27 protein-coding genes and 1 pseudogene are annotated in these 26,006 nt (G+C 71.8%); 9 read left to right on the plus strand and 19 right to left on the minus strand.

Annotated elements, in window-relative coordinates; all coding sequences use genetic code 11:
• Window positions 1–61: 61 nt before the first annotated feature.
• The 7 genes and pseudogenes from AC07EG_RS28275 to AC07EG_RS28305 all read right to left on the minus strand — a co-directional run bounded on the left by AC07EG_RS28275 (window position 62) and on the right by AC07EG_RS28305 (window position 7,877).
• Entirely contained in the window at window positions 62–1,612 is a 1,551-nt protein-coding gene (locus AC07EG_RS28275; RefSeq protein ID WP_478256237.1) for an outer membrane protein assembly factor BamB family protein, read from the minus strand.
• Window positions 1,609–3,408, minus strand: coding sequence for a flavin-containing monooxygenase (locus AC07EG_RS28280; RefSeq protein ID WP_478256238.1), 1,800 nt, complete (start codon window positions 3,406–3,408; stop codon window positions 1,609–1,611). The genes AC07EG_RS28275 and AC07EG_RS28280 overlap by 4 nt, the downstream gene beginning before the upstream one ends.
• Window positions 3,409–3,431: 23 nt before the next feature.
• Window positions 3,432–4,628: pseudogene (locus AC07EG_RS28285) on the minus strand (cytochrome P450).
• Complete coding sequence (locus tag AC07EG_RS28290; RefSeq protein WP_478256239.1) at window positions 4,625–5,809, minus strand: NAD(P)/FAD-dependent oxidoreductase; 1,185 nt, start codon at window positions 5,807–5,809, stop codon at window positions 4,625–4,627. The pseudogene AC07EG_RS28285 and the gene AC07EG_RS28290 overlap by 4 nt, the downstream one beginning before the upstream one ends.
• Window positions 5,806–6,003, minus strand: coding sequence for a ferredoxin (locus AC07EG_RS28295; RefSeq protein ID WP_478256240.1), 198 nt, complete (start codon window positions 6,001–6,003; stop codon window positions 5,806–5,808). Before AC07EG_RS28295 ends, AC07EG_RS28290 begins: the two co-directional genes overlap by 4 nt.
• 26 nt (window positions 6,004–6,029) lie before the next feature.
• Window positions 6,030–6,668 carry a TetR/AcrR family transcriptional regulator gene (locus AC07EG_RS28300; RefSeq protein WP_478256241.1) on the minus strand — a complete coding sequence of 213 codons (639 nt, stop codon included), beginning with the start codon at window positions 6,666–6,668 and terminating at the stop codon, window positions 6,030–6,032.
• A gap of 546 nt (window positions 6,669–7,214) precedes the next feature.
• A complete protein-coding gene (locus tag AC07EG_RS28305; protein WP_478256242.1) occupies window positions 7,215–7,877 on the minus strand; it encodes a TetR/AcrR family transcriptional regulator in 663 nt (220 codons plus the stop codon).
• A 242-nt stretch (window positions 7,878–8,119) separates the two neighbouring features.
• On the opposite strand from AC07EG_RS28305, the gene AC07EG_RS28310 reads away from it, so the two are divergent.
• Complete coding sequence (locus AC07EG_RS28310) at window positions 8,120–9,529, plus strand: MFS transporter (RefSeq protein ID WP_478256243.1); 1,410 nt, start codon at window positions 8,120–8,122, stop codon at window positions 9,527–9,529.
• 39 nt (window positions 9,530–9,568) lie between these two features.
• Window positions 9,569–9,790, plus strand: a complete 222-nt coding sequence (locus AC07EG_RS28315; RefSeq protein ID WP_478256244.1) for a hypothetical protein — start codon at window positions 9,569–9,571, stop codon at window positions 9,788–9,790.
• On the opposite strand, the gene thrS is transcribed toward AC07EG_RS28315, so the two are convergent.
• From thrS to AC07EG_RS28340, 5 genes are all read right to left on the minus strand, one after another.
• Complete coding sequence (gene thrS / locus AC07EG_RS28320) at window positions 9,787–10,992, minus strand: threonine--tRNA ligase (protein ID WP_478256245.1); 1,206 nt, start codon at window positions 10,990–10,992, stop codon at window positions 9,787–9,789. The two genes, AC07EG_RS28315 and thrS, sit on opposite strands and share 4 nt — an antisense overlap.
• 165 nt (window positions 10,993–11,157) lie before the next feature.
• The gene (locus AC07EG_RS28325; RefSeq protein WP_478256246.1) at window positions 11,158–12,042 is read right to left on the minus strand and encodes an aminoglycoside phosphotransferase family protein; all 885 of its coding nucleotides are present in this window, start codon (window positions 12,040–12,042) and stop codon (window positions 11,158–11,160) included.
• A gap of 8 nt (window positions 12,043–12,050) precedes the next feature.
• Complete coding sequence (locus AC07EG_RS28330) at window positions 12,051–13,019, minus strand: glycosyltransferase (RefSeq protein WP_478256247.1); 969 nt, start codon at window positions 13,017–13,019, stop codon at window positions 12,051–12,053.
• Entirely contained in the window at window positions 13,020–14,270 is a 1,251-nt protein-coding gene (locus AC07EG_RS28335; RefSeq protein ID WP_478256248.1) for an RNA polymerase sigma factor, read from the minus strand.
• Between the two features lie 5 nt (window positions 14,271–14,275).
• Window positions 14,276–14,614: a YciI family protein gene (locus AC07EG_RS28340; protein WP_478256249.1), complete on the minus strand. Its 339-nt coding sequence runs from the start codon at window positions 14,612–14,614 to the stop codon at window positions 14,276–14,278.
• Window positions 14,615–14,740: 126 nt separating this feature from the next.
• Here AC07EG_RS28340 and AC07EG_RS28345 point away from each other — a divergent pair, with 126 nt between their 5' ends.
• From AC07EG_RS28345 to AC07EG_RS28355, 3 genes are all read left to right on the plus strand, one after another.
• Complete coding sequence (locus AC07EG_RS28345; RefSeq protein WP_478256250.1) at window positions 14,741–15,733, plus strand: NAD-dependent epimerase/dehydratase family protein; 993 nt, start codon at window positions 14,741–14,743, stop codon at window positions 15,731–15,733.
• Between the two features lie 13 nt (window positions 15,734–15,746).
• The gene (locus AC07EG_RS28350; protein ID WP_478256251.1) at window positions 15,747–15,941 is read left to right on the plus strand and encodes a DUF2795 domain-containing protein; all 195 of its coding nucleotides are present in this window, start codon (window positions 15,747–15,749) and stop codon (window positions 15,939–15,941) included.
• A gap of 242 nt (window positions 15,942–16,183) precedes the next feature.
• Complete coding sequence (locus tag AC07EG_RS28355; protein WP_478256252.1) at window positions 16,184–16,576, plus strand: STAS domain-containing protein; 393 nt, start codon at window positions 16,184–16,186, stop codon at window positions 16,574–16,576.
• On the opposite strand, the gene AC07EG_RS28360 is transcribed toward AC07EG_RS28355, so the two are convergent.
• The 4 genes from AC07EG_RS28360 to AC07EG_RS28375 all read right to left on the minus strand — a co-directional run bounded on the left by AC07EG_RS28360 (window position 16,540) and on the right by AC07EG_RS28375 (window position 20,430).
• The gene (locus tag AC07EG_RS28360) at window positions 16,540–17,640 is read right to left on the minus strand and encodes an endo-1,4-beta-xylanase (RefSeq protein WP_478256253.1); all 1,101 of its coding nucleotides are present in this window, start codon (window positions 17,638–17,640) and stop codon (window positions 16,540–16,542) included. The genes AC07EG_RS28355 and AC07EG_RS28360 overlap by 37 nt on opposite strands.
• A 91-nt stretch (window positions 17,641–17,731) precedes the next feature.
• Window positions 17,732–18,619, minus strand: a complete 888-nt coding sequence (locus AC07EG_RS28365; protein WP_478256254.1) for an alpha/beta fold hydrolase — start codon at window positions 18,617–18,619, stop codon at window positions 17,732–17,734.
• Between the two features lie 100 nt (window positions 18,620–18,719).
• Window positions 18,720–19,958 (minus strand): alpha/beta fold hydrolase, encoded by a 1,239-nt coding sequence (locus AC07EG_RS28370; RefSeq protein ID WP_478256255.1) that lies wholly within the window; start codon window positions 19,956–19,958, stop codon window positions 18,720–18,722.
• A complete protein-coding gene (locus AC07EG_RS28375) occupies window positions 19,951–20,430 on the minus strand; it encodes an AAA family ATPase (RefSeq protein ID WP_478256256.1) in 480 nt (159 codons plus the stop codon). Before AC07EG_RS28375 ends, AC07EG_RS28370 begins: the two co-directional genes overlap by 8 nt.
• Before the next feature lie 117 nt (window positions 20,431–20,547).
• Here AC07EG_RS28375 and AC07EG_RS28380 point away from each other — a divergent pair, with 117 nt between their 5' ends.
• The 3 genes from AC07EG_RS28380 to AC07EG_RS28390 are packed head-to-tail and all read left to right on the plus strand — an operon-like array spanning window position 20,548 to window position 23,349.
• The gene (locus AC07EG_RS28380; protein WP_478256257.1) at window positions 20,548–21,591 is read left to right on the plus strand and encodes a FecCD family ABC transporter permease; all 1,044 of its coding nucleotides are present in this window, start codon (window positions 20,548–20,550) and stop codon (window positions 21,589–21,591) included.
• A gap of 1 nt (window position 21,592) precedes the next feature.
• Window positions 21,593–22,375, plus strand: coding sequence for an ABC transporter ATP-binding protein (locus tag AC07EG_RS28385; protein WP_478256258.1), 783 nt, complete (start codon window positions 21,593–21,595; stop codon window positions 22,373–22,375).
• Entirely contained in the window at window positions 22,372–23,349 is a 978-nt protein-coding gene (locus AC07EG_RS28390) for an ABC transporter substrate-binding protein (protein ID WP_478256259.1), read from the plus strand. Before AC07EG_RS28385 ends, AC07EG_RS28390 begins: the two co-directional genes overlap by 4 nt.
• Here AC07EG_RS28390 and AC07EG_RS28395 read toward each other — a convergent pair.
• From AC07EG_RS28395 to AC07EG_RS28405, 3 genes are all read right to left on the minus strand, one after another.
• Window positions 23,346–23,687, minus strand: a complete 342-nt coding sequence (locus AC07EG_RS28395; RefSeq protein ID WP_478256260.1) for a VOC family protein — start codon at window positions 23,685–23,687, stop codon at window positions 23,346–23,348. The two genes, AC07EG_RS28390 and AC07EG_RS28395, sit on opposite strands and share 4 nt — an antisense overlap.
• Before the next feature lie 9 nt (window positions 23,688–23,696).
• On the minus strand, window positions 23,697–23,843 hold the full coding sequence (locus AC07EG_RS28400) for a hypothetical protein (RefSeq protein ID WP_478256261.1): 147 nt from the start codon (window positions 23,841–23,843) through the stop codon (window positions 23,697–23,699).
• Between the two features lie 460 nt (window positions 23,844–24,303).
• On the minus strand, window positions 24,304–25,068 hold the full coding sequence (locus AC07EG_RS28405; RefSeq protein ID WP_478256262.1) for an SDR family NAD(P)-dependent oxidoreductase: 765 nt from the start codon (window positions 25,066–25,068) through the stop codon (window positions 24,304–24,306).
• A gap of 87 nt (window positions 25,069–25,155) precedes the next feature.
• On the opposite strand from AC07EG_RS28405, the gene AC07EG_RS28410 reads away from it, so the two are divergent.
• Window positions 25,156–25,995, plus strand: coding sequence for a helix-turn-helix transcriptional regulator (locus AC07EG_RS28410; protein WP_478256263.1), 840 nt, complete (start codon window positions 25,156–25,158; stop codon window positions 25,993–25,995).
• The last annotated feature ends 11 nt before the right edge of the window (window positions 25,996–26,006 follow it).

Genomic DNA, 26,006 nt, shown 5'->3' on the forward strand with positions numbered 1-26,006 from the left:
GCGTGCGAGGGGGAGTAGATCACATCGAGCCCGGCCACCCGTCGTGTGGAGCGCACTTCACTCAGGCCGGAAACCGGACCAGCGTGCCATTTCCGTCAGCGGCGAGGTAGAGCGAACCGTCCGGGGCCGTGGTGAGGCCGGCGAACCGGATCGGGGTGCCCGGCAGGCCGTGGCAGAACAACTCCCGGTCGGGCCACGGAACACCCACCGCCAGGTCCTCGGCCTCGATCCGGGTTTCGCCGGTGGTCAGCGAGATCGCCCGCAGCCGGCGCTCGGCGGTCTCCACGGTGAACAGTTCGTCGCCGCGCACGGTCAGGCCCTGGGGAGCGCCGAGGCCCGACGCGATCGGGACCGCCTCGCCGTCGTCGATCCGGAAGACAGCGCCCCGGCGGTCGTCGCTGACGTAGCACCGCTGTGCCGGGTCGAGTGCCACGTCCACCGGGTGGTCGAGGCCGTCGGCGAGCACGGTCACCGTGTCGTCTGTGCCGTCTGTGCCGTCTGTGCCGTCTGTGCCGATGGCCACCACCCGGCCGGCGTCCGCTTCGGCGACGATCAGCGCACCGTCGTCCCGGACGGCGATGCCCATCGGGCGGGCCAGGCCGTGCGCGCGCAGTCGCGTCTCGCCGGTCGCCGGGTCGTAGGTGCTGACCTGACCGTACTGCGACGTGACGTGGATCAGGTCGCCGTCGGCGGCCACGCCGTGCGAGAAGATCAGCAACGCCTGTGTTCGGACGCCGCCCGGGGCCGCCGGGTCCGGGCCGGCCAGGCGGTAGTGGTCGCCCGCGTGGACCCGGCCGCCGAAGTCCACCGTCACGCCGAACGGGCCGTCGAAGCCCGGGTCGACCACCTGGCGGGTCCGGCCGTCCGGCCGCAGTTCGGCGATGCCGCCGCTGGCGTAGCTGGAAACGAACATCCGGTTCTCCGCGTCGAACGCGGCGTTGTCCAGCCCGACGACACCGCTGGTCACCAGCGTGCGTTCGCCGTTGCCGAACAGGTCGATCCGGGTGACGATGCCCGCTTCGCCGCGGGAGAGCACGAGCAGCGTGCCGTCGAGGTCGAACCGGACGGCGACCGGCTCGTGCACCTCCTCGGCGACCAGTTCCGGGGCACCGCCGCCGGGTGGCAGCCGGAACACCTGGCCGGTCAGCATGTGCGGGTAGTACAGGCAGCCGTCCGGGCCGAGCTGCATGGCGTTGCCCATGGCCAGCCCGCCGGTCAGCACACGCGCCTCACCGCCGGTCAGTTCCAGGACCCGGCCGTCCGGCTTCATCTCGTTGACGAACAGCCGGTCGCCGACGCAGGCGATGCCGTTCGGCAGCTGTACGTCTTCGGACACCAGCTCGTAGGCACCGGCGGGGTCGCGTCGCCACACCCGGCCGGGCACCAGGTCGGTGACGTACATCGAGCCGTCCGCGCCGAACGCCAGATCGTCCGGCGCCTCGATCGGGCCGCCGGCGGGCACCACCACCTCGATGTCTCCCGAGGCGACATCGACGGCGCTGATCTGCCCGGCGAGGAACTGCGCCACGTACAACCGGCCGTCCGGGCCGAAGGACACCCCGTTCGAGCCGGGCAGCCGGTTCGGCGGGTTCAACCGCCGGCCGTTGCTCATTCGGCGTCCGCCAGCACCTCGTGCATGCGGTTCGCCCGCCAGTCCCGCAGCACCTCGTGGAAGGCGACCGGGCCGTCGCCGAAGGTGAACCGGCGTTCGAGCGGCATGCCTTCGTTGTTGTAGTAACCGGGGGTGCATTCGGCGTGGAACTTGTACTGGTCCGCGGCCTTCTCCTCGATCGTGGTCAGCCACGCGCTCTCGGCTTCCGAGGTCGGCTCCACGCAGCGCACCCCGCGCCGCCGGGCTTCGGCGACGACTTCGCCGATGTGCGTCGCCTGCTCGTCGAGGATGTGCACGAAGTTGACCGAAGCGGCGTTCTGCAGCGGCCCGAGGTGGAACAGGTTGGGGAACTTGTGGCTGTAGAAGCCGTGCAGCGTCCGCGGCCCCTGGCCCCAGTGCTCGAAGATGGAGATGCCGCCGCGGCCGTGCACCGGCAGCTGACCGGACAGCACCCCGGAGATGCCCACCTGGAAACCGGTGGCGAAGATGATGCAGTCCACCTCGTACTCCCGGCCGCCGACCACCACCGCGCGTTCGGTGATCCGCTCGACCCCGCCGTGGTCGGCGGTGTCCACCAGGGTGACGCTGGGCCGGTTGAACGTCTGCAGGTAGTCGTCGCTGAACGTGGGCCGCTTGCACATGTAGCGGTACCAGGGCTTCAGCGTTTCCGCGGTCGCCGGGTCCTCGACGATCGCGTCCACCCTGGCCCGCAGTTCGTTCATCTTCTGGAAGTCGACGATTTCGTCGAGCTGCTCGCGCTGCTCGGCGGACAGCTCCGGGTAGGCGTCGCTGGGGATGAGCTTCTGCAGCAGCTGGGCGCTGCCGGTCCAGCCGTCGGCGACCAGGTCCTCCTCGGCGGGCCTGCCGGTGACCACGTGCAGGAAGTTGTCGCGGCGGCGGCGCTGCCAGCCGGGTTCCAGCGAAGCGGCCCACTCCTGGTCGGTGGGGCGGTTGCCGCGGACGTCGACCGTGGACGGGGTGCGCTGGAAGACGTAGAGGTGCCCGGCGTCCCGTCCGAGGTGCGGCACGATCTGGATGGCGGTGGCGCCGGTGCCGATCACCGCGACCTTCTTGTCGGCGAGCCCGGTCAGGCCGCCGTCGGCGTCACCGCCGGTGTAGTCGTAGTCCCAGCGGCTGGTGTGGAAGGTGTGCCCGGTGAAGTTCTCGATCCCGGGGATGCCGGGCAGCTTCGGGCTGCTGAGGGTGCCGCTGGAGACGACCACGTACTGCGCCCGCATCCGGTCGTCGCGATCGGTGCCGACGATCCATTCGGACTCGTCGTCGTCCCAGCGCAGCGACGTCACCTTCGTCTGGAAGCAGGCGTCGCGGTAGAGGCCGAAGTGGCGGCCGATGGCCCGCGAGTGCTGCCGGATCTCCTCACCCGGCGAGTACTTCCACCGCGGCACGTAGCCGACTTCCTCCAGCAGCGGCAGGTAGACGTAGGACTCGATGTCGCAGTGGATGCCGGGGTAGCGGTTCCAGTACCAGGTGCCGCCGAAGTCGGCGCCGTCGTCGATCACCCGGATCCGCTCGACCCCGGCCTGGCGCAGCCGTGCCCCGGCGAGCAGGCCGCCGAACCCACCGCCGACGACGATGGCGTCGACGCGGTCGGTCAGCGGTTCGCGGTGGAAGTCCGGATCGGCGTGCGGGTCGGCGGCGTAGGCACCGAATTCGCCGACCGGGCGCTGGTACTGGGCGTTGCCGTCGCGGCGGATGCGCCGGTCGCGTTCGGCCCGGTATCTGGCGCGCAGGGCGTCGGGGTCGAAGCCCAGGTCCTGGACGTGCGGGGTGGTCATGACTGCCTCTCTGCTGCGGGGGATCACCAGGTGACGGGGAGTTCGTAGACGCCGTAGACGAAGCCGTCGTGCTTGAACGGGATGTCGTCGAAATCGGTGGCCAGGGCCAGGTCCGGCGCGCGCCGGTAGAGGGTGCGGTAGACGACCTCGAGTTCCAGGCGGGCCAGTGGCTGGCCGAGGCACTGGTGCACGCCGAAGCCGAAGGCGACGTGGTGCCGGGCTTCGCGGGTGATGTCGAGCCGGTCGGGGTCGGGGAAGGCGTCGGCGTCGCGGTTGGCGATCTCGTTGGGCAGCACCAGGCCCTCACCGGCGCGGACCAGCTGCCCGGCGACCTCGAGGTCTTCCAGTGCGACCCGGCGTCGGCCGCCGTGGGTGATGTTGAGGTAGCGCAGCATCTCCTCGACCGCGTGCGTGGCGACGGCGGGGTCGTCGGCTTCGCGCAGCAACTTGAGCTGGTCGTGGTTGCGCAGCAGGAGCAGGGTGCTCAGCGCGATCATGTTCGCCGTGGTCTCGTGGCCGGCGATGAGCAGCAGCACGGCCATCGCGGTGGCCTGCTCCAGGTCCAGCTCGCCGGTCTTGATCCGGTCGCAGAGCCGCGACAGCAGGTCGTCGCCGGGGTCGTCCATCTTGGACATCAGCAGGCCGGCCAGGTAGCGGCCCAGGTTGCCCGACGCCTCGGTCCGCTGCTCCGAGGTGGAGTTGCGGTTGATCATCGTCTTGCTGTTGTCCTGGAAGAAGCCGTGGTCGGCGTAGGGCACGTCGAGCAGTTCGCAGATGACCAGTGAGGGCACCGGCAGCGCGAAGCCCTCCACCAGGTCGGCGGGCTTCGGGCCGACGAGGAACTCGTCGAGCGCGTCGTCGACGATCTGCTGCACCATCGGCCGCATCGCGGCCACCTTCTTCACCGCGAACGCCGAACCGACCATGCGCCGCAGCCGGGCGTGTTCCGGGTCGTCCATGCCGATGAAGCTGAGCGTGGCCCGGCCGGGGGCCTGCCGCGGATAGGCCGGGTGGTTCATGTCGGCGCTGACCCGCGGGTCGGTGAGCACGGCGCGCTGGTCGGCGTAGCGGGTGACCAGCCACGGCGTGCTGCCGTCTCAGAGCCTGACGCGGGTCATCGGCGCTTCCCGCTGCAGTTCACGCAGTTGGGGCGGCGGGTCGAACGGGCAGCCGTCGGCCCTGGCCATCGGGTATTCCGGGGTCGGGACGGTGCTGGTCATGGGGTTCCTCCGGGGGTGGGGTCGGCGAGGAGCCGCCGGCGGTGCAGCCGGGCTTGTTTCGGCATGTTCCAGCCGAGTACGCCGACGGGCCTGCCGTGGCGTTCGCAGGTGGCGACGAAGCGCCGGGTGGCGGGATCGCCCTCGACGACGCTCACTCCGGCGTCGGCCGCGAGCACCCCGTGGAGCTGGAGCTTGGCGTCGAACTGGTCGGTCCAGAAGTAGGGCACCGGGGTGTACGGGCGGTCGGCGCCGAGGATGTTGTCGGCCACGGCCACCGCCTGCTCGGTGGCGTTGGTGCGGTTTTCCAGCCGCAGCAGGGCACCGAAGCGCTCGTGGTGCCAGCGCGCCACGTCACCGGCGGCGTAGATCCCCTCGGCGGCGCGGCAGCGCGAGTCGCACACGATGCCGTTTCCCAGTACCAGGCCGCTGTCGGCCAGCCAGCCGGTGCAGGGAACGGCGCCGAGGGCGACGACCACGAGGTCGGCCTCCAGTACCTCGCCGGTGCTCAGCCGGGCGCCGGTGACGTGACCGTCCGCGGCGGTCAGGCCGTCGACACCGGCGCCGAGCCGCAGCTTCACCCCGTTCTCGGCGTGCAGTTCCGCCAGCAGCCCGGACACCAGCGGACCGAGCTGGGCGGCCATCGGCGCGACCTGGGGTCCGGCCAGGACGACCTCCACGCCGAGGCCCCGGGCGGTGGCGGCGGTCTCGGCGCCGAGCACCCCGTCTCCGACAACGACGAGTCTTCGGGCGGCGACCAGGTCGCTGCGCAACGCCAGGGCGTCGTCCATCGAACGGACCACGTGCACGCCGCGCAGCTCCTCCTGACCGGGCAGGGTGCGCGGGCGGACACCGGTAGCCAGCACGATCACGTCGGCGGACAGCGCACGACCGGCTGCGGTGCGCACGGTGCGGTTCGCCGCGTCCAGCGCCACGGCGGCGTCGCCGAGCAGGAACCGGGCGTCGAGCCGGTCGAGCGCTTCGCGGGGTCGCAGCTGTGCGCGTTCCGGCTGCCAGGTGCCGGCGAGCACCTGCTTGGACAGCGGCGGCCGGTCGTACGGCAGGTGCGGTTCGTCGCCGAGCACCGTCAGCTCGCCGGAGTAGCCCTTGCGGCGCAGTGCTTCCGCGGTGGACAACCCGGCCGCGGCGGCGCCGACCACCAGCACGCCCGCCGGGTGGTTCACGCTTCGCTCAGCGAGATCGCGGCGGCCGGGCACACCTCCGCCGCCTCGCGCACGGCGGTCCGCAGGTGCTCGGCGGGTTCGGCGTCGAGCAGCAGCACGACGCCGTCTTCGTCGCGCTGGTCGAACACGTCGGGCGCGGCCAGCACGCACGAACCGGCACCGCAGCACTTGTCCTCGTCGACGGTGATCTTCACGTCGTTTTCCTCTCGGTTACTTCGATTCAGCGGCCGGTCGGGGTGACCGGCGCCGTCCACAGGCCGGTGATCGCGTCGATCAGGCCGGTGGCCGTGCTCGCCCAGCTCCGGGTGGTGTCCGGCCGGGGCTCCCCGGCGAGGGCGCGTTCCCGGTCGGCGCAGCGGTGGGCGATCAGGTGCCTGGCCATGTCGCTGCGTTCCAGGTGCACCGGCACCGGCAGGTCGGGCAGGCAGTGGTTGAGCCGCGCGACCACCAGCTGCACGGACTCGGCCGCCAGTGCGTCGTCGACGACGATCCGGCGCAGCACCGGATCGGCCATCACCTGCTCGCCGAAGCGGGCGAACCAGGTGGGGTTGCCCAGTTCGGCCAGGTGTTCGGTGAACGGCCGCACCAGGCAGGCGACCCAGTCGCGGGCCTCGCCCCGGTCTCGGGTCCGCTCGATCAGCCGCACCCGCTTCTCGTCGATGGCCCCGGCGTGCCGGTCCATCACCGCCCGCACCAGCCCGATCCGGTCGCCGAAGTGGTAGCCGACGGCGAAGTTGTTGCCCTGCCCGGCCGCCTCGCCGATCTGGCGGTGCGAGACGGCGGTGACGCCGTGCTCGGCGAACAGCCGCTCCGCCGAGGTGAGGATCGCCTCGCGGGTGCTGAGCGCACTGCGGCCCACCGTGCCTCCTCACCTCGCCGGGCTGCTCCTGGAAAACAGCTAACCGGCATCCCGACCTTGAGTCAAGCGACTGACTTAGATGGACGGCCGGAGTCTCCCCGCTGCCGGAGGCGCCGGAGGATCGGTCGGTGCTGGGGCGGGATTAGTCAGTGAGGGGCCGAGGATCAGCCGGTGAGGGCGGCCGGTTCAGCAGGGCGGGGGAACGGGGCTCAGTCGATGGTGAGGGCGTCCAGCGGCCGTCAACGGCGGCGGATCTACCAGTGATAGCGGCGACGGGATTCAGCTGGTGATGGCAGCGGATCAGTTGGTCATGCTGGGATCAGTCGATGGGTGGGCGGTCCAGAGCCGTTGGTGGCAGCAGGGGCAGCCGATGGTGGCGGCAAGGATCAGCCGGTGATGACGCAGGGATCAGCCGGTGATGATGGCAGGGGGCCAGTCGGTGATGACGGCGGGGACCAGCGAGTGGTGGGGCGGTCCAGGGGCCGGTGAAGGCAGCGGATCGGCCCGTGAAAAGGCAGGGGATGGACCGGTGATGGGGGCGGGAGATCAGCCGGTGATGGGGGCGGTCCAGAGGCCGGTGATGGCGTCGACCAGGCCGGTGGCGGCTTCGTCCCAGGTGGCGCGCGGGGTGGCGGTGCCCTCGGCGAGGGCGCGTTCGCGTTCGGCGACCACGTGCACCATCAGGGTGCGCAGCATGTCGCCGCGCTCGGCCCGGACCTCGTCGGGCAGGTCCGGCGGGCACTGCCGGAAGTTGTCCACCACCAGCTGCAGCGACGGCGTGGCCAGTGCTTCCTCGGCCATGATCGGCCGGAACGCCGGATCGGTCATCACCTGCGCGCCGAAACGGGCGTACCACGACTCGCCGTCGAACGAGGCCAGGTGCGCGGTGATCGGGCGGACCAGGCAGGCCACCCAGTCCCGGATCTCGCGTGAACCCTCGACGGCCGCGGCCATCTCCATGCGCAGCGCCTCGATCGGGCCGGAGTGCTTGCGGATGATGGCGCGGACCAGATCGGCCTTGGTGCCGAAGTGGTATCCGACGGCCGCGTTGTTGCCCTGCCCGGCGGCGGCGCTGATCTGGCGGTTGGACACCGCGTAGAGGCCCTGCTCGGCGAACAGCCGCTCGGCGGTGGTCAGGATCTGCTGCCTGGTGGCGCCGACCTGTGCGGCCCGGGGGGTTCTGCCGACATCGGTCACCACGATCACCACCGTACAGGGACGGTGCGCAGGTCTCTGACCACGAGTCCCTCGACGCGGTCGAAGTCTTCCGGGGCGACCCCGCGCCGCGTCAGGTCGTTGCCGGAGACATGCTCCAGTGCGCTCGGGATGGGGTGGTTCGGCAACGGTCCTCCTCGGGGTGTGCCGGGCAGTCAAACCGGGCGCATTATGCTAAGTCAAGCGTTTGCTTTAATCCTGTGTTGTCGAGAACCGGAGGCCGCCCCGTGGCAGCCATGCCCGTGACCACGCCCGACCCGCCCGCACCGGTGGCGGCCCGCCGTCCGGGCCTGGTCGTCGCCGTGCTCGCCTTCGGCGGGGTGACCGTCGCGCTGATGCAGACGGTCGTCATCCCGCTGGTGCCGCGCCTGCCGGAGCTGCTCGGGTCCACCCCGGCGGACACCGCGTGGGCGATCACCGCGACCCTGCTCGCCGCCGCGGTCGCCACGCCGACCACGGGCAGGCTCGGCGACATGTACGGCAAGCGCCGGATGCTGCTGATCAGCCTCGGCCTGCTGATCGCCGGTTCGGTGCTCGCCGCGCTGAGCACCAGCCTGGCCCCGCTGGTAGTGGCCCGCGTGCTGCAGGGCCTGGCGTCCGGGGTGATCCCGCTCGGCATCAGCATCATGCGTGACGAACTGCCCGCCGAACGGCTCGGTTCGGCCACCGCCCTGATGAGCGCTTCGCTCGGCGTCGGCGGGGCGCTGGGCCTGCCGCTGGCCACCCTGCTGGCCGAGAGCGTCGACTGGCACGTGTTGTTCTGGGTCGCCGCCGGGCTCGGGGTGGTGGCCACCGCGCTGGTGGTCTCGCTGGTGCCGGAGTCGGCGGTCCGCTCGGGTGGCCGGTTCGACTTCGTCGGCGCGACCGGGTTGTCGATCGTGCTGCTGTGCCTGCTGCTCGCGGTGTCGAAGGGCGCGGAGTGGGGTTGGGGCAGCGGCCTGACGCTCGGGTTGTCCGGGACAGCCGCGGTGGTGCTGCTGGCCTGGGGCTGGTGGGAACTGCGGACCGGGGAGCCGCTGGTCGATCTGCGGACGTCGGCTCGCCGTCCGGTGGCGCTGACCAATCTGGCGTCGGCGGTGTTCGGCTTCTCCATGTTCGCCATGTCGCTGGTGCTGCCGCAGCTGCTGCAGCTGCCCGCCGCCACCGGGCACGGCCTCGGCCAGCCGATGGTGGTGGTCGGCCTGGTGCTCGCGCCGTCCGGGCTGGTGATGATGGCGGTGGCACCGGTGTCCGCGCGGATCACCCGGCTCAGCGGGCCGCGCACCACGCTGATCACCGGCGCGCTCGTGGTGGCCTGCGGGTACGGGCTCAACCTGGTGCTGATGAGCGAGATCTGGCAGCTGGTCGTGGTGTCCAGCCTGATCGGCGCGGGCATCGGCCTGGCGTACGGGGCGATGCCCGCGCTGATCATGTCGGCGGTGCCGGTCACCGAGACCGCCGCGGCCAACAGCCTCAACACGCTGATGCGCTCGATCGGTACCTCGGTGTGCAGTGCGGTGGCCGGGGTGGTGCTCTCGCAGCTGACCGTGCCGTTCGGGCCGGCCGCGGTGCCCTCGCCCGCCGGGTTCCGGCTGGTGCTCGCCATCGGCGCGGGTGCCGCGCTGACCGCCGCGCTGGTCGCCTGCTTCATCCCGCGGCGGCCCTGACCGGGTTAGGGTCGGGGGACGAGCAGAGGAGCGAGTGCGATGACCGAACCGCAGGGTGACTACACCGAGGGCGGGGTGCCCAGCTTCGACTACGTCCGCGACCGGATCGAGCAGCGTTCCACCACGGCCGCCGGGGCGACCGAGCTGGCCGGGATCGGCGGCGGCGAGACCGTCGAATCGCTGGACGAGAAGCTGGCCAAGCGGGACGAAGCCGCCAAGTCGAAGCTGGACGAGATCCGCCGGTCCATGCGCGAACGCTAGACCAGCGACGGGGCCGCGCACGCCGAGTGGACCTCGGCGAGGGCGGCGTCCGCCGGTTGTCCCGGCAGGCGACGTCCGTCGCGCAGGCGCAGGGCGGCTTGGCCGTCCGCGACTTCGCGTGCGCCGAGGACCGCGTGGAACGGCACCAGCCTGCCGTCGCGGATGCGGGCGCCCAGGCTGCCGTGCTCCGGCCCGGCGACCTCCGCCCGCAACCCGAGCGCGACCGCCCGCGCGGCGAATTCGCCGGCGCAGGCGGCTTCGGCCTCGGTGGTCGGCAGCACCAGCAGCTGCACCGGGGCCAGCCACGCCGGGAACGCCCCGCCGGTCAGCTCGACCAGGTGCGCGACCAAGCGTTCCAGGCTGCCGAGCACGCTGCGGTGCACCATCACCGGCCGGTGCCTGCCGCCGTCCGGTCCGGTGTAGTGCAGGTTGAACACTTCCGGCTGGTGGAAGTCGAGCTGCACGGTGGACAGGGTGGCTTCGCGGCCGGCCGCGTCGGCGACCTGGACGTCGATCTTGGGGCCGTAGAACGCGGCTTCCCCTTCGACGGCTTCATAGGCCAGTCCCGAGCCCTCCAGCACCTCGGTCAGCATCGCCGACGCCCGGCGCCACTGGCCCGGCGCGGCGGCGTACTTCCCGCCCGCGCCGGGCAGGGACAGCCGGTAGCGCGCGGGCCGGATGCCGAGTTGAGCACAGGCGACACCGATCAGCCGGAGTGCCGCCGCGGCCTCCTCGACGGCCTGGTCCGGTGCGCAGAAGACGTGCCCGTCGTTCAACTGGATGGCCCGCACCCGGGACAGCCCACCGAGCACCCCCGACGGTTCGGCCCGGTACATGCCGCCGAGCTCGGCCAGGCGCAACGGCAGTTCGCGGTAGCTGCGGCCGCGGGAACGGCAGATCAGCGCGTGGTGCGGGCACAGGCTCGGCCGCAGCAGCACCTGGTCCGCGCCGAGGTCCATCGGCGGGAACATGTCGTCGCGGTAGTGCGCCCAGTGCCCGGAAAGCCGGTACAGCTCCCGTTTGCCGAGCACCGGCGAGTGCACGTGCTGGTAGCCGGCCCGTCGTTCGCCTTCGCGGAGGTACTGCTCCAGGGCGTGGCGGACGGCGGCCCCGGCGGGCAGCCAGTACGGCAGGCCCGCGCCGAGCAGCGGGTCGCTGCCGAACAACCCGAGTTCGCGGCCGAGTTCGCGGTGGTCGTGCATCGTGGTCTCCTCGTCCGGCGGAGCGGGCGACCACGTGCGAAAGCCCGGGGCAGCCGCCCCGGGCTTTCTGCGGTGAACAGGGATCAGCGCGCCGGGACACTCTCCGGCGTCGTGGTGTTCGCAGCGCGCTTCATGTCTTCCAAGGTAATCACGCGGGCAACGGAATTACCGCTGTGCCCAGCTCAGCATGAACCGGCCCCACGGGTCGTCCGGCCGGTGGCGCAGCAAGCTGACGGCGATGGCCGGGGCCATCGCCCGGCACCACGCCCACAACCGGTCCGGGCCGACACCGGGCACGCGCTCGCTCAGCAGTTCCACGCGCTGCCGCGCGGTTTCCTCGTCGGTGGTGCCGTGGAGCGCCCAGTCGACCAGGTCCATGGCCTGATCACCCACGCACGGACGCGGGTCGATGGCGACCAGGCCGCGGCCGTGCCCCGCCCGCACCACGTTGCCCGCGTGCAGGTCCCCGTGCACCAGGCCGGCACTGCCGCCGCGAGCCAGTTCCCCGCAGACGGCCCGGCTTTCGGCGAGCAGGCCCGGCAGGAAACCGAGCGACGGCAGTTCCTTCGCGCGGCGGTCCATCAGGTCGAAGAGGAACTCCACCCGGTCGGCCAGCGACGGCAGCGTGACCCCGGCCGGTGGCCCGACACGCAATCCACCGAGCAGCGGAACGACTTCGTCCAGCGTCCAGTCGGTGTCGTCCAGGCGTACCGGTTCGGGCAGCCACTCCAGCAGCAGCGCGCCGCGCCCGGGATCGGCGCCGAGCAGGTCGACGGCGTGCCGCACCCCGGCCAAGGCACGCAGCGCGACGGCCTCCTGGTGGGCGATCTCCGGTTCCGGCGTCAGCTTCAGCACCGCCTGACCGTGCACAGTGGACTCACACCGCAGCACCACCGAATTGCTGCCCGCGGGCAGCAGGCCCAGCGGGCGCAACCGCCAGTCGGCGGCGACGTCCTCGATCAGCGCCTCCAGGTCGTCGCACCAGGCGGCCGCCGCGTCGCCGAAGCGTTGCAGCAGGCGGGCACGGGACGTATCCGGAAGCGCGATCATGCGCTTGATTATGGGAGGAATTCCGGCAGCCGCCGAGCGATTTCCCCGGGTGAGGGCATGGCGGCGATCTCCGCGGCGATCGACCGTGCCGCGTCGCGGTAGCTGTTCTCCTTGGCGGGCAACAATTTCCAGAGGGCATCGGTGATCGCTTCGGCGACGGGTTCGGTGCGGATCCCGGCACCCGCGGCACACAGCGCGCCGGTGTTGGCGAACTGGTCGGCGCCCTGGGGCAGCAGCAGCTGCGGGAGGCCGGCGGCGAGCGCGCCGAGCGTGGTGCCGCTGCCGCCGTGGTGCACCACCACGGTGGCGTGCCGCAGCACCTCCGCCTGCGGCACCCAGGACCGCACGGTGACGCGATCGGGGGTCTCCCCGAGCTGACCCGGATCGACCCGGCCGGTCGCGACCACCACGTGCGCCCCGGTGTCCGCCAGGCCGGTCAACGCGGTGGTGAGCAGTTCCGCGGTGCCGAACGCGGTGCCCAGCGTCAGGTAGATCAGCGGGGCACCGGGCTCCGGCCACGACCCGGGCGGGGCGTACGGCACGGGCCGCAGCGGGATGCGGTTCCCGGTGGCCAGGAAGTCCGGGTCCTGGATCGAGGGCGGGCAGATGTCGAAGTGCGGGCGGTCGCCGGTGGGTGGTTCGAGGCCGATGCCCGGCGGGAACAGGCGGCCGAAACCGTGCCAGATCGCCGGGATCCCGGCGGCCGCCGCCGCCTCGGCCACCCCCGGCAGGCCCCACCCGTGCACCACCAGCTCCGGGCGCAGGCGCGTCAGTTCCGGGGCCAGGTCCTCGGCGTAGATCTCGTAGAACGAGTCGGCCGGGCGGAACGGCCGCAGCCCGTTCGCCGCCAGCGGCTCGTGCACGGACTCCCCGGCGGCGAAGTGCACCTCGTGCCCGGCGGCCCGCACGGCGGTGGCCAGCGGGATCAGGGGATAGGTGTGGCCGGCCGACGCCAGGCCGGCGAACAGCACGCGCATCTACCCGGCCTCCAGCTTGCCCCGCAGGTACTTGCGGTCCGCCTCGCTCCCGGCCAGTTCGAGCGCCTGCCGGTACGCCTGCCTGGCTTCGGCCACCCTGCCGAGCCGCTGCAGCAGATCGGCACGGGCGGCGGGATACGGGTGGTGGGTGCGCAGCAGCGGCTCCCCGGCGAGTTCGTCGAGCAGCGCCAGGCCCGCCTCCGGCCCGTCGCGCATGGCCACCGCCGCGGCCCGGTTCAACGCGACGACCGGCGACGGCGTGAGCTGGAGCAGCACGTCGTAGAGGCCGGCGATCTGCGGCCAGTCGGTGCTCGCCAGGTCGGCGGCCTCGTCGTGCAACGCGGCGATCGCGGCCTGCACGCCGTACGGGCCGGGTGGCCCGCCGGTCAGCGCCACCGGCACCAGCGCGGTGCCTTCGGCGATCATGGCGCCGTCCCAGCGGGTGCGGTCCTGCTCACCGAGCAGCACCGGCTCACCGCCGGTGCCGGTGCGCGCGTCCCGCCGGGCGTGGGTCAGCAGCAGCAACGCCAGCAATCCGGTGACTTCGCGTTCGGCAGGCAGCAGCCGGTGCAGTATCCGGGTCAGCCGGATGGCCTCCTCGGCCAGGTCCAGCCGTTGCAGGTCCGGGCCCGAACTGGCCGCGTACCCCTCGGTGAAGATCGAATACACCACGCCGAGCACCCCCGGCAGGCGCTCCGGCAGTTCTTCCGGACCGGGCACGCGGAACGGGATGCGGGCCTCCCGGATCTTCTTCTTCGCCCGCACGATCCGCTTGGCCATGGTCGCGGACGGGACGAGGAACGCCCGCGCGACCTCGGGGGTGGTCAGGCCCGCCAGGCAGCGCAGGGTCAGCGCCGCCCGGTCCTCGGCGGGCAACGCGGGGTGCGCGCAGGTGAAGAACAACTGCAGCCGCTCGTCCGGCAGTTCGGCGCCGTCGGCCGGTTCGCCGGCCGGGGCCCGGTCGGCCTCCACCTGCAGCACCGCCAGCCGCGTGGCCAGCACCTGGTCGCGGCGCAGCCGGTCGACCGCGCGGCGCCGGGCCGTGGTCATCAGCCAGGCACCGGGTTTCGGCGGCACGCCGTCGACCGGCCACCGCGCCAGGGCGACCTCGATGGCCTCGGAGGTGACCTCCTCGGCCAGGTCGAGGTCGCCGAAGCGGCGGACCAGGGCGGCCAGCAGCCTGCCGTGTTCCTCGCGGAACACGGCCTCGACAGATGACACAGACGACACGGGGTTGACCGGCGCGCCCATCGCCGTCAGCCGAAGTCGGCGACTGGGCGCACCACGATGGAACCGCCGTCGCGGGCGCCGGGGCAGCGCGCCGCCCAGTCCAGCGCGACGTCGAGGTCCGGCACGTCGATGACGTAGAACCCGCCGAGCACCTCACGGGTCTCGGCGAACGGCCCGTCGGTCACCGTGCGCTTGCCCTCGCGGTCGACCCGCACGGTGGTCGCGGTCACCAGGTCGGCCAGCGACTCACCGGAGACCAGGATGCCCGCGTCGCGGACCTCCTTGTCGTAGGCCATCCAGTCGGCGGGGGTGCAGTCGGGCTCGGTCATCTCGGCGGCGGCGTGGATCAGCATCAGGTATTTCACGGTCTCGGCTCCTTGCTCGGTCGTGCTCGTGCCCCCACTACGAACGAGCCGGGCCCGGATGGACAGGCTAGCCGGAGAAATTTCCGACTTTGTTTGCGACCGGGGGCGCCGGGTATCGCCGGGGGTATGTCCCAGGTAATCGTCACCGGTGCCACCGGGAACCTCGGCGTGGCCGTGCTGCGGGCGTTGTCCGCCGAACCGTCGATCCGGTCCGTGCGGGGGCTGGCCCGCCGCGCGCCGGACTGGCAGCAGCCGAAGACGGAGTTCGCCGAAGCCGACATCGCCGCCGACGACCTGGACTTCACCGGCGCCGACGCGGTGGTCCACCTGGCCTGGCAGTTCCAGCCCGCGCGGTCCCCGGAAACGACCTGGCAGGCGAACGTGCTCGGCGCGATCCGGGTGTTCGAAGCCGCCGCGCGGGACGGGGTGACGACGCTGGTCTACAGCTCGTCGGTGGGCACGTACGCGCCGGGGCCGGTGGATCGCCGGGTCGACGAGACCTGGTCGACCCACGGGTGGCCCGGTGCGGCCTACCCGCGGGAGAAGGCGTACCTGGAGCGGTACCTGGACTCGTTCGAGCAGGCCAATCCGTCGATGCGGGTGGTGCGGCTGCGACCGGCGTTCATCTTCCAGCGACCGGCCTCACCCGAACAGCGGCGCATCTTCGCCGGACCGCTCGTGCCGCGGCAGCTCATCCGCCCCGGCCTGCTGCCGTTCGTGCCGGACATCCCCGGCTTGCGGGTCCAGGTGGTCCACGCCGACGACGTGGCCGACGCCGTGCGCCGCGCGCTGCTGCGACCGGTGCGGGGTGCGTTCAACCTCGCGGCCGAACCACCGCTGGACGGCCGGGCCCTCGCTTCGAAACTGGGCAGGCCGCTCGTGCCCGTGCCGCGGCCGGTGGTGCGCTCGATGGTCGCGGCCGCCTTCCGGCTGCACGCGGTACCGGTCGATCCCGGCCTGTTCGACACGGTGGTGCGGTTGCCGCTGATGGACACCGGGCGCGCCGGGGACCAGCTCGGCTGGACCCCGCGGACCGGGGCCTGGGAAGCGGTCGGCGAACTGCTCGCCGGCCTGCACGACAACGACGGTTACCCGACACCGCCGTTGCACGCCGATTGACGGAGGAGAAGGCATGAACAAGGCGAACCCCATCGAGCTCCAGAAGCACCTGGCCGGGGTGGACTACCCGGCCAGCCGCGACGACCTGGTGCAGACGGCGCAGTCGAACGGCGCGGACGAGGGCACGCTCGACCTGCTGCGCAAGCTGCCGGACCGCGAGTACGAGGGACCCAGCGGGGTCAGCAAGGAGCTCGCCGGCGAGAGTTGATTCCGGCCGGACAGCGCCGGGAACGCAGCGCGAGCGACTGCCCCACCTCGGGCGAACGGGCCCAGCGTGTGGGTGACGTGGCCGCGACACCGTGCGTGGCGGGCCGCCGGAAGCGGGCGACCTCGGGTTGTCCGCCCCGGCGAAGCCCCGTACGGTCGGGAGCGAGGTTCAGCCAGGAGCCCAGCCGGGCGGATGCCCGGTCTGCCCGAACGCCACGCCACCCACGGCAGGGAGCAGCTCCGATGAATTTTTCCGTGCACCGTCCCGGTCCGCCGCTGTCCGTTCGCAGCACCTCGCTGACCGACGAGATCGGCCTCCTCGCCCCCAGCGGTGACATCGACATGGCGACCGCGCCGATCCTGGCGGCCGCGTTCACCGACCTGCGGCTCAAGCACGCACCGCGGGCGGTGGTGGTCGACCTCGCCGGGGTGAACTTCCTGGGCAGCGCCGGTCTGTCCTGCCTGGTGCGGGCGCGATCGGAACTGCCGCTGGCGCTGTCCCGGTCGCCCCACGCGGTCCGCCGCGCGCTCGAAGTCGGCGGACTGCGTGAGTACTTCATGACCTACGACACCACTGAAGAAGCGCTGGACGCCCTTCGTCAGCGCTGGGCGGCGAGCGCCGAGCGCAACGCGTAGTAGGCGGGTTTGCGGGAGAAGTCCTCCCACATCACCGTCGCCGCGCCCTCGCCTTCGAAGAACACCGGCACCCACGAGTACTTGTCGGTGAACCCCCAGATGGTGAACGAGTCGCAGCCACGGACGTTGAGGCAGGCGGTCAGCGTGCGCTGGTAGTACTCGGCCTGCTGGGTCAGCTGCGCCTCGGTCGGGACGCCGCTTTCCGGCAGGTCCATGCGCACGTCGAGTTCGGTGATCGCGGTGGCGAGGCCGAGCACGGAGAACCGGGACAGGTTGGCTTCGAGGTCGGCCGGGAAACCGTAGCGGGTGCTCAGGTGCGCCTGTGCGGAGAAACCGTGCACCGGCACGCCCTGCGCGCGCAGCTGCTGGATCAGCGCCAGGTACGCGTCGCTCTTGGCGTTCACGCCTTCCACGCCGTAGTCGTTGAAGAACAACTCCGCGCGGGGATCGGCCTGGTGCGCCCAGCGGAACACGTCGGCGATGATGCCGGGGCCGAGTTCACGCAGCCAGATGTTCTCGGTGGTGCGCAGCGCTCCCGTTTCGGTGAAGATTTCGTTGGCCACGTCCCATTGCTGGATGCGGCCCCGGTAGCGGCTGACCACCGTGCGGACGTGGTCGTGCAGGATCGCCCGCAGTTCCTCCGGGGTGAACTCGCCGTTCTCCAGCCACTCCGGGTTCTGGCTGTGCCACAGCAGCGTGTGCCCGCGCACCACCTGGTGGTTCCGCTTCGCGAACTGCACGATCGCGTCGGCGGCGGCGAAGTCGTACCGGTCGCGTTCGGGGTGCAGGTACTCCCACTTCATCTGGTTCTCCGGGGAGACCGAGCTGAACTCGGCGCCGAGCAGCGCGCGGTACGGCTGGTCGGCGGTGAACGGGTCCGGATAGGGCATCGTCTCGTGGTGCCCGCCACCGGCGACCGCGCTGCCGATGCGGAAGCCCTTCGGCGCCGCCTGCCGGAGGGACTTCGCGTGCACCCCCGGCGGCGCGGCCGAAGCCGTCGCGGACAGCGGAACCACCAGGGCCAGTGCGGTGAACACGGCGGTGACCAAGCGGAGCGGCTTCATCGGCACTCGCTTTCTCGCGACCGAAAGTTTCGAAATCAAACAGGAAAATTTCGGCAAAAAGGTAAGCCGCGAGCGGCGGGCACGTCAAGGGTCAGGGCGCGTCGAGGAACGGCTGGATGGCGGGCAGCAGGACCTCCGTGCGTTCCACCAGGCTGATGTGGGACGCGCCGGGCACGATCAGCAGCTGCGACGCCGGCAGCGGATTGAGGTCACCCAGCACGCCACCGCCGAGCAGCCGGAACAGCTCCACGGTGTGCTCGGGCAGCACGAGGTCGGAGTCGGCGGCGATCAGCTGCACCGGGGCCTTGATCGCCCGGACGGTCTCCGCCGGGACCTGCGGCGTGTGGCGGTCGAGGTCCTTGGTCTTCTCCAGGAACACCGGCCAGTGCGCCGGGTCGGGGTTCTTCGTCAGGTACTCGGTTTCGAACACCGAGCCCGCCAGGTCCTCCGGCTTGAGTTCGTCGATGCCGTCCAGCACCCCGGGGTGGAACCCCGAGTTGTTGTAGGAGACCGCGGCGAGCACCAGCTTGCGCACCTTGTGCGGGTGCCGGACGGCGATCTGCAGCGCCACCGAACTGCCCATGCTGTAACCGAAGAAGTCGGCTTGGGCGACACCGAGCTGGTCCAGCAGCGCCACCGTGTCGTCGGCCATCTGCTCGATCGCCAGCGGCCGGTCGATGTCGGCGGTGTGCCCGTACCCCTGCTGTTCCACCGCGATCACCCGGCGGCCCTGCGCCAGCGCGGGCTTGAGCTTGCCGAAGGAGGTCTCGATGGTGGACAGCGAACCGTGCAGCAGCACCAGCGGCCGCCCCTGCCCCTGGGTCTCGTAGTACATGTTCAGGCCGTTGACCTGCGCGTAGTGGCTTTCCGGCGGCGGGGGACCGGCGGCGGGCTCGCTGTGCCCGCTGTCGGACTGGCAGCCGGCGAGCAGCAGCACGGCGAGCACCGCCGCGGCGGTCGGCCTGAACTTCGGGGTCATCTCGGTCTCCTCCGGTCGCACGGGTGGTCCGCGGTGCACAGGAGTGTCGGGCGAGGACCCGCGGAATCGACGGCGGACCGGAATTTTTCCCCCGGATCGCTCAGGCGTGCCCGCGGGCGAGCGCGATCAGCCGGTCGAGCACGTGGCCACCGCTGACCCGCAGGCCGTTGTGCTCGTACTCGCTGGTCAGCCACGGGCGCAGGCGCGGCAGCAGGCGCGCGGTCCGCTCCGACAGCGCCCGGTCGACGTAGGCGTCCTCGCTGTAGATCGCCGCCGCGGCGGGGACCTCGCACTCGCGCAGGCGGTCGGCGTCGTACAGCCGCGGCCACTCGTGCTCGGCGAGCAACTCGGCGGCTTCGGCCAGCGGCGCCAGGCCGGGGTCGTCGAGCAGGGTCCACGGGTAGACATGCTCCCCGCTGAACAGGGTGATGTCGTCTTCATACGCGGCAGGCCGCACCCGCGCCGCCGACCAGCGGGTGGCGTGCCCGTCGGCGTAACTGGCCTCGTGGATGACCGCGTAGAGCGGGTTGCGCCCGCTGAACGGCAGCGCGGCGGCCACGTCGTGGGCGAACGCCGGTGACGCCGGGTCGCGTTCGATGAGGTGGTGCAGGCGCTCGGCGCCGTCGCTCATGCCGAGCACGCTGCCGGCGTGCCGGAACAGGCGGCTGGTCAGCGGCGCGCCGTTCGGCAGCACGACCTCGCCGGCGTCCAGCCGGGCGTGCAGCGCGCGCACCCGGTCCCGGTCGCCCGGGTACCGCTGGTAGTACCGGCGGTTGCGCTCCAGCACGGTTTCGTAGGTGGCGCGGTAGACCTCGTCCGGGTGCAGGCCGACGGGCGGCAGCCCGCCGGTGATCAGCGCCTCCCGCAGGCCCTGGGGTGCCGACGAGAGGTAGTGCAGCGTGCAGAACCCGCCGAACGACTGGCCGAGCACGCTCCACCGGTCCACCCCGAGCGCGGCGCGGATGAACTCGGCGTCGCGCACGATGGAGTCGGCGCGGAAGTGCTTGAGGTAGTCGGCCTGCTGGCGGGGCGTGCGGCCGGGCAGGGTGCCGACCGGGGTGGACCGCCCGGTGCCGCGCTGGTCGAGCAGGAGCACGCGGTAGTCGGCCAGTGCGCGGGCCAGCCAGCCGGGGGCGACCGGCGAGCCGGTCGGGCGCGGCGCCTCCTGCCCGGGACCGCCCTGCAGGTAGACCAGGAACGGCCGGTCGCGACCGGCCGGATCGGCGACCTCCCTGGCGAACACGGTGATCTGCTCACCGCCGGGGTCGTCGTGGTCCAGCGGGACCTGGAATTCGTGTTCGGTCAGGACCAGTCCGGGGATGTGCACGGTTTCAGCCACGAACCCGATCTTGCCAGCCAGGTGCCGGCCTGGCGTTGCCCGCGCAACCGGACCACCACCAGGACTCCCGGACGATGTGGTTCCCGGTCGGTGAAGAAGGTGCGCAGCGGCCTTCGGTGTTGCCGCCGGGGATCGGGCTGCCGCGGCCGAACCGGCGCCGCAGCGTCCGGCCGAGCACCCTGGCGGTGGTGAGCGACCGGGGGTGGTCGAGCCGCACCAGCACCTGGGTGCGGGCGGTCAGCCGCTCGCGCACCTGCTCACCCCGCCCCTCGATGGCCCAGGTGCCGCCGTCGGTGTGGGCCAGCACCCGTTCCCGCCAGTCCGGCAGCACCGTCCAGTCCGGACCGAGGTAGAAGGCTTCGAACTGGGGGAACGGCACACCCAGCCGGGCACTCAGCTCGGCCGCGAGGGTGGTCTTGCCCGCGCCGGGCGGGCCTGCCACGGCGATCCGCCGCGGCCGGTCGACGGGCATCGGTTCGGTCGCCCCCCAGTACGCGCATGCGGCCGAGCTTATGCCCGTTCCACTATTTGACAATGAAGTTCATGTTCGGCCAACCTGCGTCGGGCGAACGGCGGAGGCGGAGTGGTGATGGGGAGAACCCGGCGGGACGCGGTGTGGGTGGCCGCCGGACTGGGCGTGGTGCTGATCGGCTCGATCGTGCTGGCGATCGGCCTCGGTTCGGCGGTGATCCCGCCCGCCGACACCGCGCGGTACCTGTGGGCGGCGATCACCGGCGACGGCATCAGCGCCGGGGAGTTCACCCGCTACCAGATCATCTGGCAGGTGCGCACCCCACGCGTGCTGCTAGCCGCGGTGGTCGGCGCCGGGCTCGGCGCGGTCGGCGTGGCGATCCAGGCCATGGTGCGCAACGCCCTGGCGGACCCGTTCATCCTCGGCGTCTCGTCCGGCGCGTCGGTGGGCGCGGTCGCGGTGACCTCCTTCGGGGCGCTCGGGGCGTTCGGCATCTACGCGGTGTCGATCGGGGCGTTCCTCGGTTCACTGCTGGCTTCGGTGCTGGTCTACGCCGCCGCCCGCTCGCGTGCCGGGATCACGCCGTTGCGGCTGGTGCTGACCGGGGTCGCGCTGGCGTTCGGGTTCGAGGCCGTGATGAGCCTGATCATCTACTTCGCCCCGGACAGCGAGGCCACCAGCACGGTGCTGTATTGGACGATGGGCAGTTTCGGTGGCGCCACCTGGGGTTCGCTGCCGGTGGTGGCGGTCGCCGTGGTCGCCGGGGTGGTGGTGCTGCGCCGGTACGCCCGCAGCCTGGACGTGCTCTCCCTCGGCGACGAGACCGCGGCCAGCCTCGGGGTGCGCACGGAATCGGTGCGGCGCGGGCTCTTCGTGCTGACCGCGGTGGTGACCGGCGCGATGGTCGCGGTCAGCGGTGCGATCGGCTTCGTCGGCCTGGTGATCCCGCACCTGGTGCGCATCGTGTTCGGCGCCTCGCACGCGCGGGTGCTGCTGATCGCCCCGCCGGCCGGCGCGATCTTCATGGTCTGGGTGGACCTCGCCGCGCGCACCGTGGTCGCGCCGCGGGAACTGCCGCTTGGGGTGATCACCGCGGTGATCGGCGTGCCGGTGTTCATCACCCTGATGCGCCGCCGCGGCTACCTGTTCGGAGGGCGCTGAGGTGGAACTCCGCTTCGATGGCGTTTCCGTGGTGCTCAACGGGAAGACCCTGGTCGACCGGCTGAGTCTGGAGGCCGGTTCCGGGCAGGTCGTCGGGCTCGTCGGCCCGAACGGCTCGGGCAAGTCGACCGCGTTGCGCTGCGTGTACGGCGCGCTCGCCCCGCACGGCGGCACGGTCTGGCTGGGCGAGGACGACCTCGCCGCGCTCGGCACCCGCCGCGCCGCCCGGGCGATCGCCGCGCTGACCCAGGAAAGCAGCAGCGAATTCGACTTCACCGTCACCGAACTCGTGGAACTGGGCCGGTTCCCGCACCTGAACGGCAATCGTGCGCTCACCGCGCGGGAGCGGGAACTGTGCCGGGACGCGATGGACCGGCTCGACGTCGCGCACCTGGCCGGCCGCGGGGTGCTCTCGCTGTCCGGCGGGGAACGCCAGCGCGTGCTCATCGCACGGGCACTGGTGCAGGAACCCGCCGTGCTGGTGCTCGACGAACCGACCAACCACCTCGACGTGCGGCACCAGATCGAGCTGCTGTCGATGCTGCGCACGCTCGGCCTGACCGTGCTCGTGGTGCTGCACGACCTCAACCTCGCGGCCGCGGTGTGCGACCGGATCGGTGTGCTGTCCGCCGGATCGCTGGTCCGCGCGGGCACCCCGGCCGAGGTGCTCACCGCCGGCCTCGTGCGCGAGGTGTTCGGCGTCGAGGTGACCGTGGTGGACCACCCGCTCACCGGCGACCCCCAGCTGCTCTACGCCCTCACCGACAGAAGGAGTCCGGTATGAACAAGGCGGTTCCCGCGCTGGCCGCGGTGGTGCTGCTGACCGCGGCCTGCGGTGCCCAGGTCGAAGGCACCGCGCCGGGTGCGCAGGAGGTGGTGGTCAAGCGGTGCGGCGAGGAGGTGCGCTACACCGAACCGAAGCGCTCGGTGGTCTACGAAGCCGGTAGCGCCGACAAGATGTTCGCCCTCGGCCTGACCGAGCACGTGCACGGGTACGTGATGCCGCCGGCGAACCCGCCGGTGTCGCAGTCGCCGTACGCCGCGGAGTACGCGAAGGTGCAGTTCCTCGGCGACGACCTGCTCAACCGGGAACTCGTGGTCGACGCGAAAGCCGATTTCGTGGTGGCGGGCTGGAACTCCGGTTTCAGCGACCAGCGCGGCATCACCCCGGCGATCCTGGACGGCCTCGGCATCCAGAGCTTCATGCACACCGAATCGTGCTTCAACTACCCGAACTTCCCGGAGAAGGTGACGCCGTTCGAAGGGCTGTACACGGACCTGACGCGACTGGGGCAGATCTTCGGCGTCTCCGAGCGGGCGGAACAACTCGTCGCCGACTACCAGCGCCGGGTGGACCAGGTGGCCGCCGCGGCCCCCAAGGGCGACCCGGTCAAGGTCTTCCTCTACGACTCGGGCACCGACCAGGCGTCGACGGCGGGGAACCAGGTGCCGCCGAACGACATCATCCGCTTCGCCGGTGGCCGCAACATCTTCGACGGCGTCGACGCCCGCTGGACCAAGGTCGGCTGGGAAGCCGTGGTCGACGCCCAGCCGGAGGTGGTGATCATCCTCGACTACGGCGACAAGCCGGCGCAGGAGAAGATCGAATTCCTCAAGTCGTCCCCGGCGACAGCGCAGCTGCCCGCCGTGGTGCACAACCGGTTCTACGTGTTGAACTACAACGAGGGCATCAGCAGCCCGCGCAACATCGACGGTCTCGAGGGCTTCGCGAAGTACCTGCGGGAACTACCGCGTTAGGCCGGGCCGCCGCCGTAGCCGATTTTGTTGCCGTCGGGGTCGCGGTAGGTGATCTTGCGCACGCCGTTGTCATAGGTTTCGCGCTGAAACGGCTCCAGGCCGCGTTCGGTGATGCCGTTCACGGTGGCGTCAAGGTCCTCGAGGAACAACGTGGTGAGCGCGTGACCGGCGTGCTCCGGGCGCAGTTCGATGTAGACGGAGCGGTGCTCCTCGATCTCCCAGACGGCCTCGATGTCGTTCGGGAAGAACGTCGGCGGTGTCCCGAACAGCCGCTCGTACCAGGCCAGCGCCGCGGGGAAGTCGGAAACCGAGATGCCCGCATACAGGTGGGTGCCCATGGCGGGAGCCTAGATCCAGGCGACCGTGCACCGCCACGGCACGGTGACCTGGTCGGTGCGCACCTCGCCACCGGCCAGGCGCAGCCGCGCCAGGGTGTCCGGTGGTGGCTCGGGCGAACGTCCAGTTTCAGCGCGCCGCAGCAGCCGCCGATCCACCGGGGCACTCGCCCCGAACGGCCGGGGCGGCGTTGCGCTACCACGGCGGGCACCAGCACTTCGGCTACTGCGAACAGCCCCCGTGGCGGGCGGATTCGGCCCGGTGCACGCCGACGCGATCAACGAACGCGGTGACGTGCTCGGGACCGCCTCGCGCGAAACCCGGTCGGAAGCCGTGACCACCCCGCTGGCCACCCCGCCCGGCTACCAGCTGACCGGCGCCGGGTCGCTCCGCGGCGGCATCGTGGCCGGCTACACGCGGGCCCTCGCCACATACGCCGACCTCGTCAACACCGGTGGCCAGGTGATCGGCCGGGACGAAAAGCACGCATCCGCCGTGTGGCAGCTCACCAAATTCGTCGACGCCTTCCCGGCCAACGGAATCCCGACGCGTGTCTTCGAGGACGGCAGCGTGCCGGTGGCGGTGGTTCTGTGTGTGGCGCGTCGCCTGCACCGGAACCTAGGACAGCATGCCGCCGTCGACGCGGAGCACCGTGCCGGTCACGTAGGAGGCCCGCTCGCTGAGCAGCCACGCCGCCGCCTCGGCGATCTCGGCCGGGTCGGCGGCGCGGCCCAGCGGGGTCCCGGCGTTGAGCCGGTCGATGACCCCGGGGGACGCGTCGTCCCAGCTGCGCAGCATTTCGGTGAGCGTGGTGCCGGGCGCGATCGCGTTGACGCGGATGCCCTCCGGGCCGTAGGTGGCCGCGGCCGACGCGGTCAGGCTGTTCACCCCGCGCTTGGCCGCGCCGTACGACGGCAGTTCCGGGTTCGCCATCAGGCTGCCGACGCTGGAGTTGTTCACGATGGCGCCGGTGCCCGCGGTCGCCCGGATCGCGTCGATTTCGGCGACCATGGCCACCCAGGTGCCCTTGAGGTTGACCGTGTAGACGTGGTCGAACTCGGCTTCGGCGGTCCGGTCCATCGGGCCGGGCGGGGGATTGGTGGCGGCGTTGTTGAAGGCCACGTCGAGCCGGCCGTACAACTGGACCGCGTGCTGCACGGCGGCCCGGATGCCGTCCGGGTCGGCGAGGTCGCACACCACGTGATCGGCGGTGCCGCCCGCCGCGCGGATCTCTCCGGTGACGGCCTTGAGCTGGGCTTCGGTCCGGGAGGCGAGCAGCACCCTGGCGCCTTCGCGGGCGAACAGCCGGGCCGCGGCGGCACCGATGCCGCGGCCGGCGCCGGTGACGAAGGCGACCTTGTTCTCGAGCAGTCGTTGGGTCATGCCGTCGAGCCTGCGTCCGGCCGCCCGCGGTAACCAGGCATCGGCGGTACCTGGCTGAGCGCGGGTCGTCCCGCGCACACTGGGGGCGTGGACCGCAGAGAACTCGCCGGCTTCCTCCGCAGCAGGCGGGAACGCATCACACCCGCCGACGCCGGCCTGCCCGCCGGGCGGCGACGCCGGACGCCGGGGCTGCGCCGCGAGGAGGTCGCGCAGCTGGCGTTCATCTCGGCCGAGTACTACACGCGGCTGGAGCAGGCCAAGGCACCGCGGCCGTCGCGGGAGGTGCTGGCCGGGCTCAGCCGTGCGCTGCGCCTGTCCGATGTGGAACGCGACCACCTCCACCACCTCGCCGGAGCGCCACCCGGTCCGCCACCGGGGCCCTCGCGTGAGGTGCGGCCGAGCATCCTGGCGCTGCTGGACCGGTTGCCGCAGGCGGCCGCGTTGGTGCTGTCGGCCACCTACGAGGTGATCGCGTGGAATCCGCTGGCGGCGGCGTTGATGGAGGACTTCTCGGCGTTGCCGCGGCGGCAGCGCAACCTGGTGCGACGCGCTTTCCTCGGCGAACGGGGGCTCTACGGCCTGGCCGGCGCCAGCGAGTTCGCGCCGAGCGCCGCCCGGCACCTGCGTGCCACCGCCGCGCGGTATCCCGACGACCCCGAACTGGCCGAGCTGATCACCGAACTGCTCGACGGCAGCGAAGAGTTCGCCCGGCTGTGGGCGTCGCACGACGTGAGCACGAGACCCGAGCTGTGCAAGACCTTCCAGCACCCGCAGGTCGGCCCGATCACCGTCACCTGCGACGTGCTCGACATCGCCGACCGTGATCAACGCGTGGTCCTCTACACGGCCGAACCGGGATCGCGCTCGGACGAGGCGATGCGCTTGCTTTCCGTGATCGGCACCCAGCGCCTGGACGTCCCTGGCTAGCCGATTCCGCT

It is taken from the genome of Amycolatopsis sp. NPDC045836 (assembly GCF_056431745.1).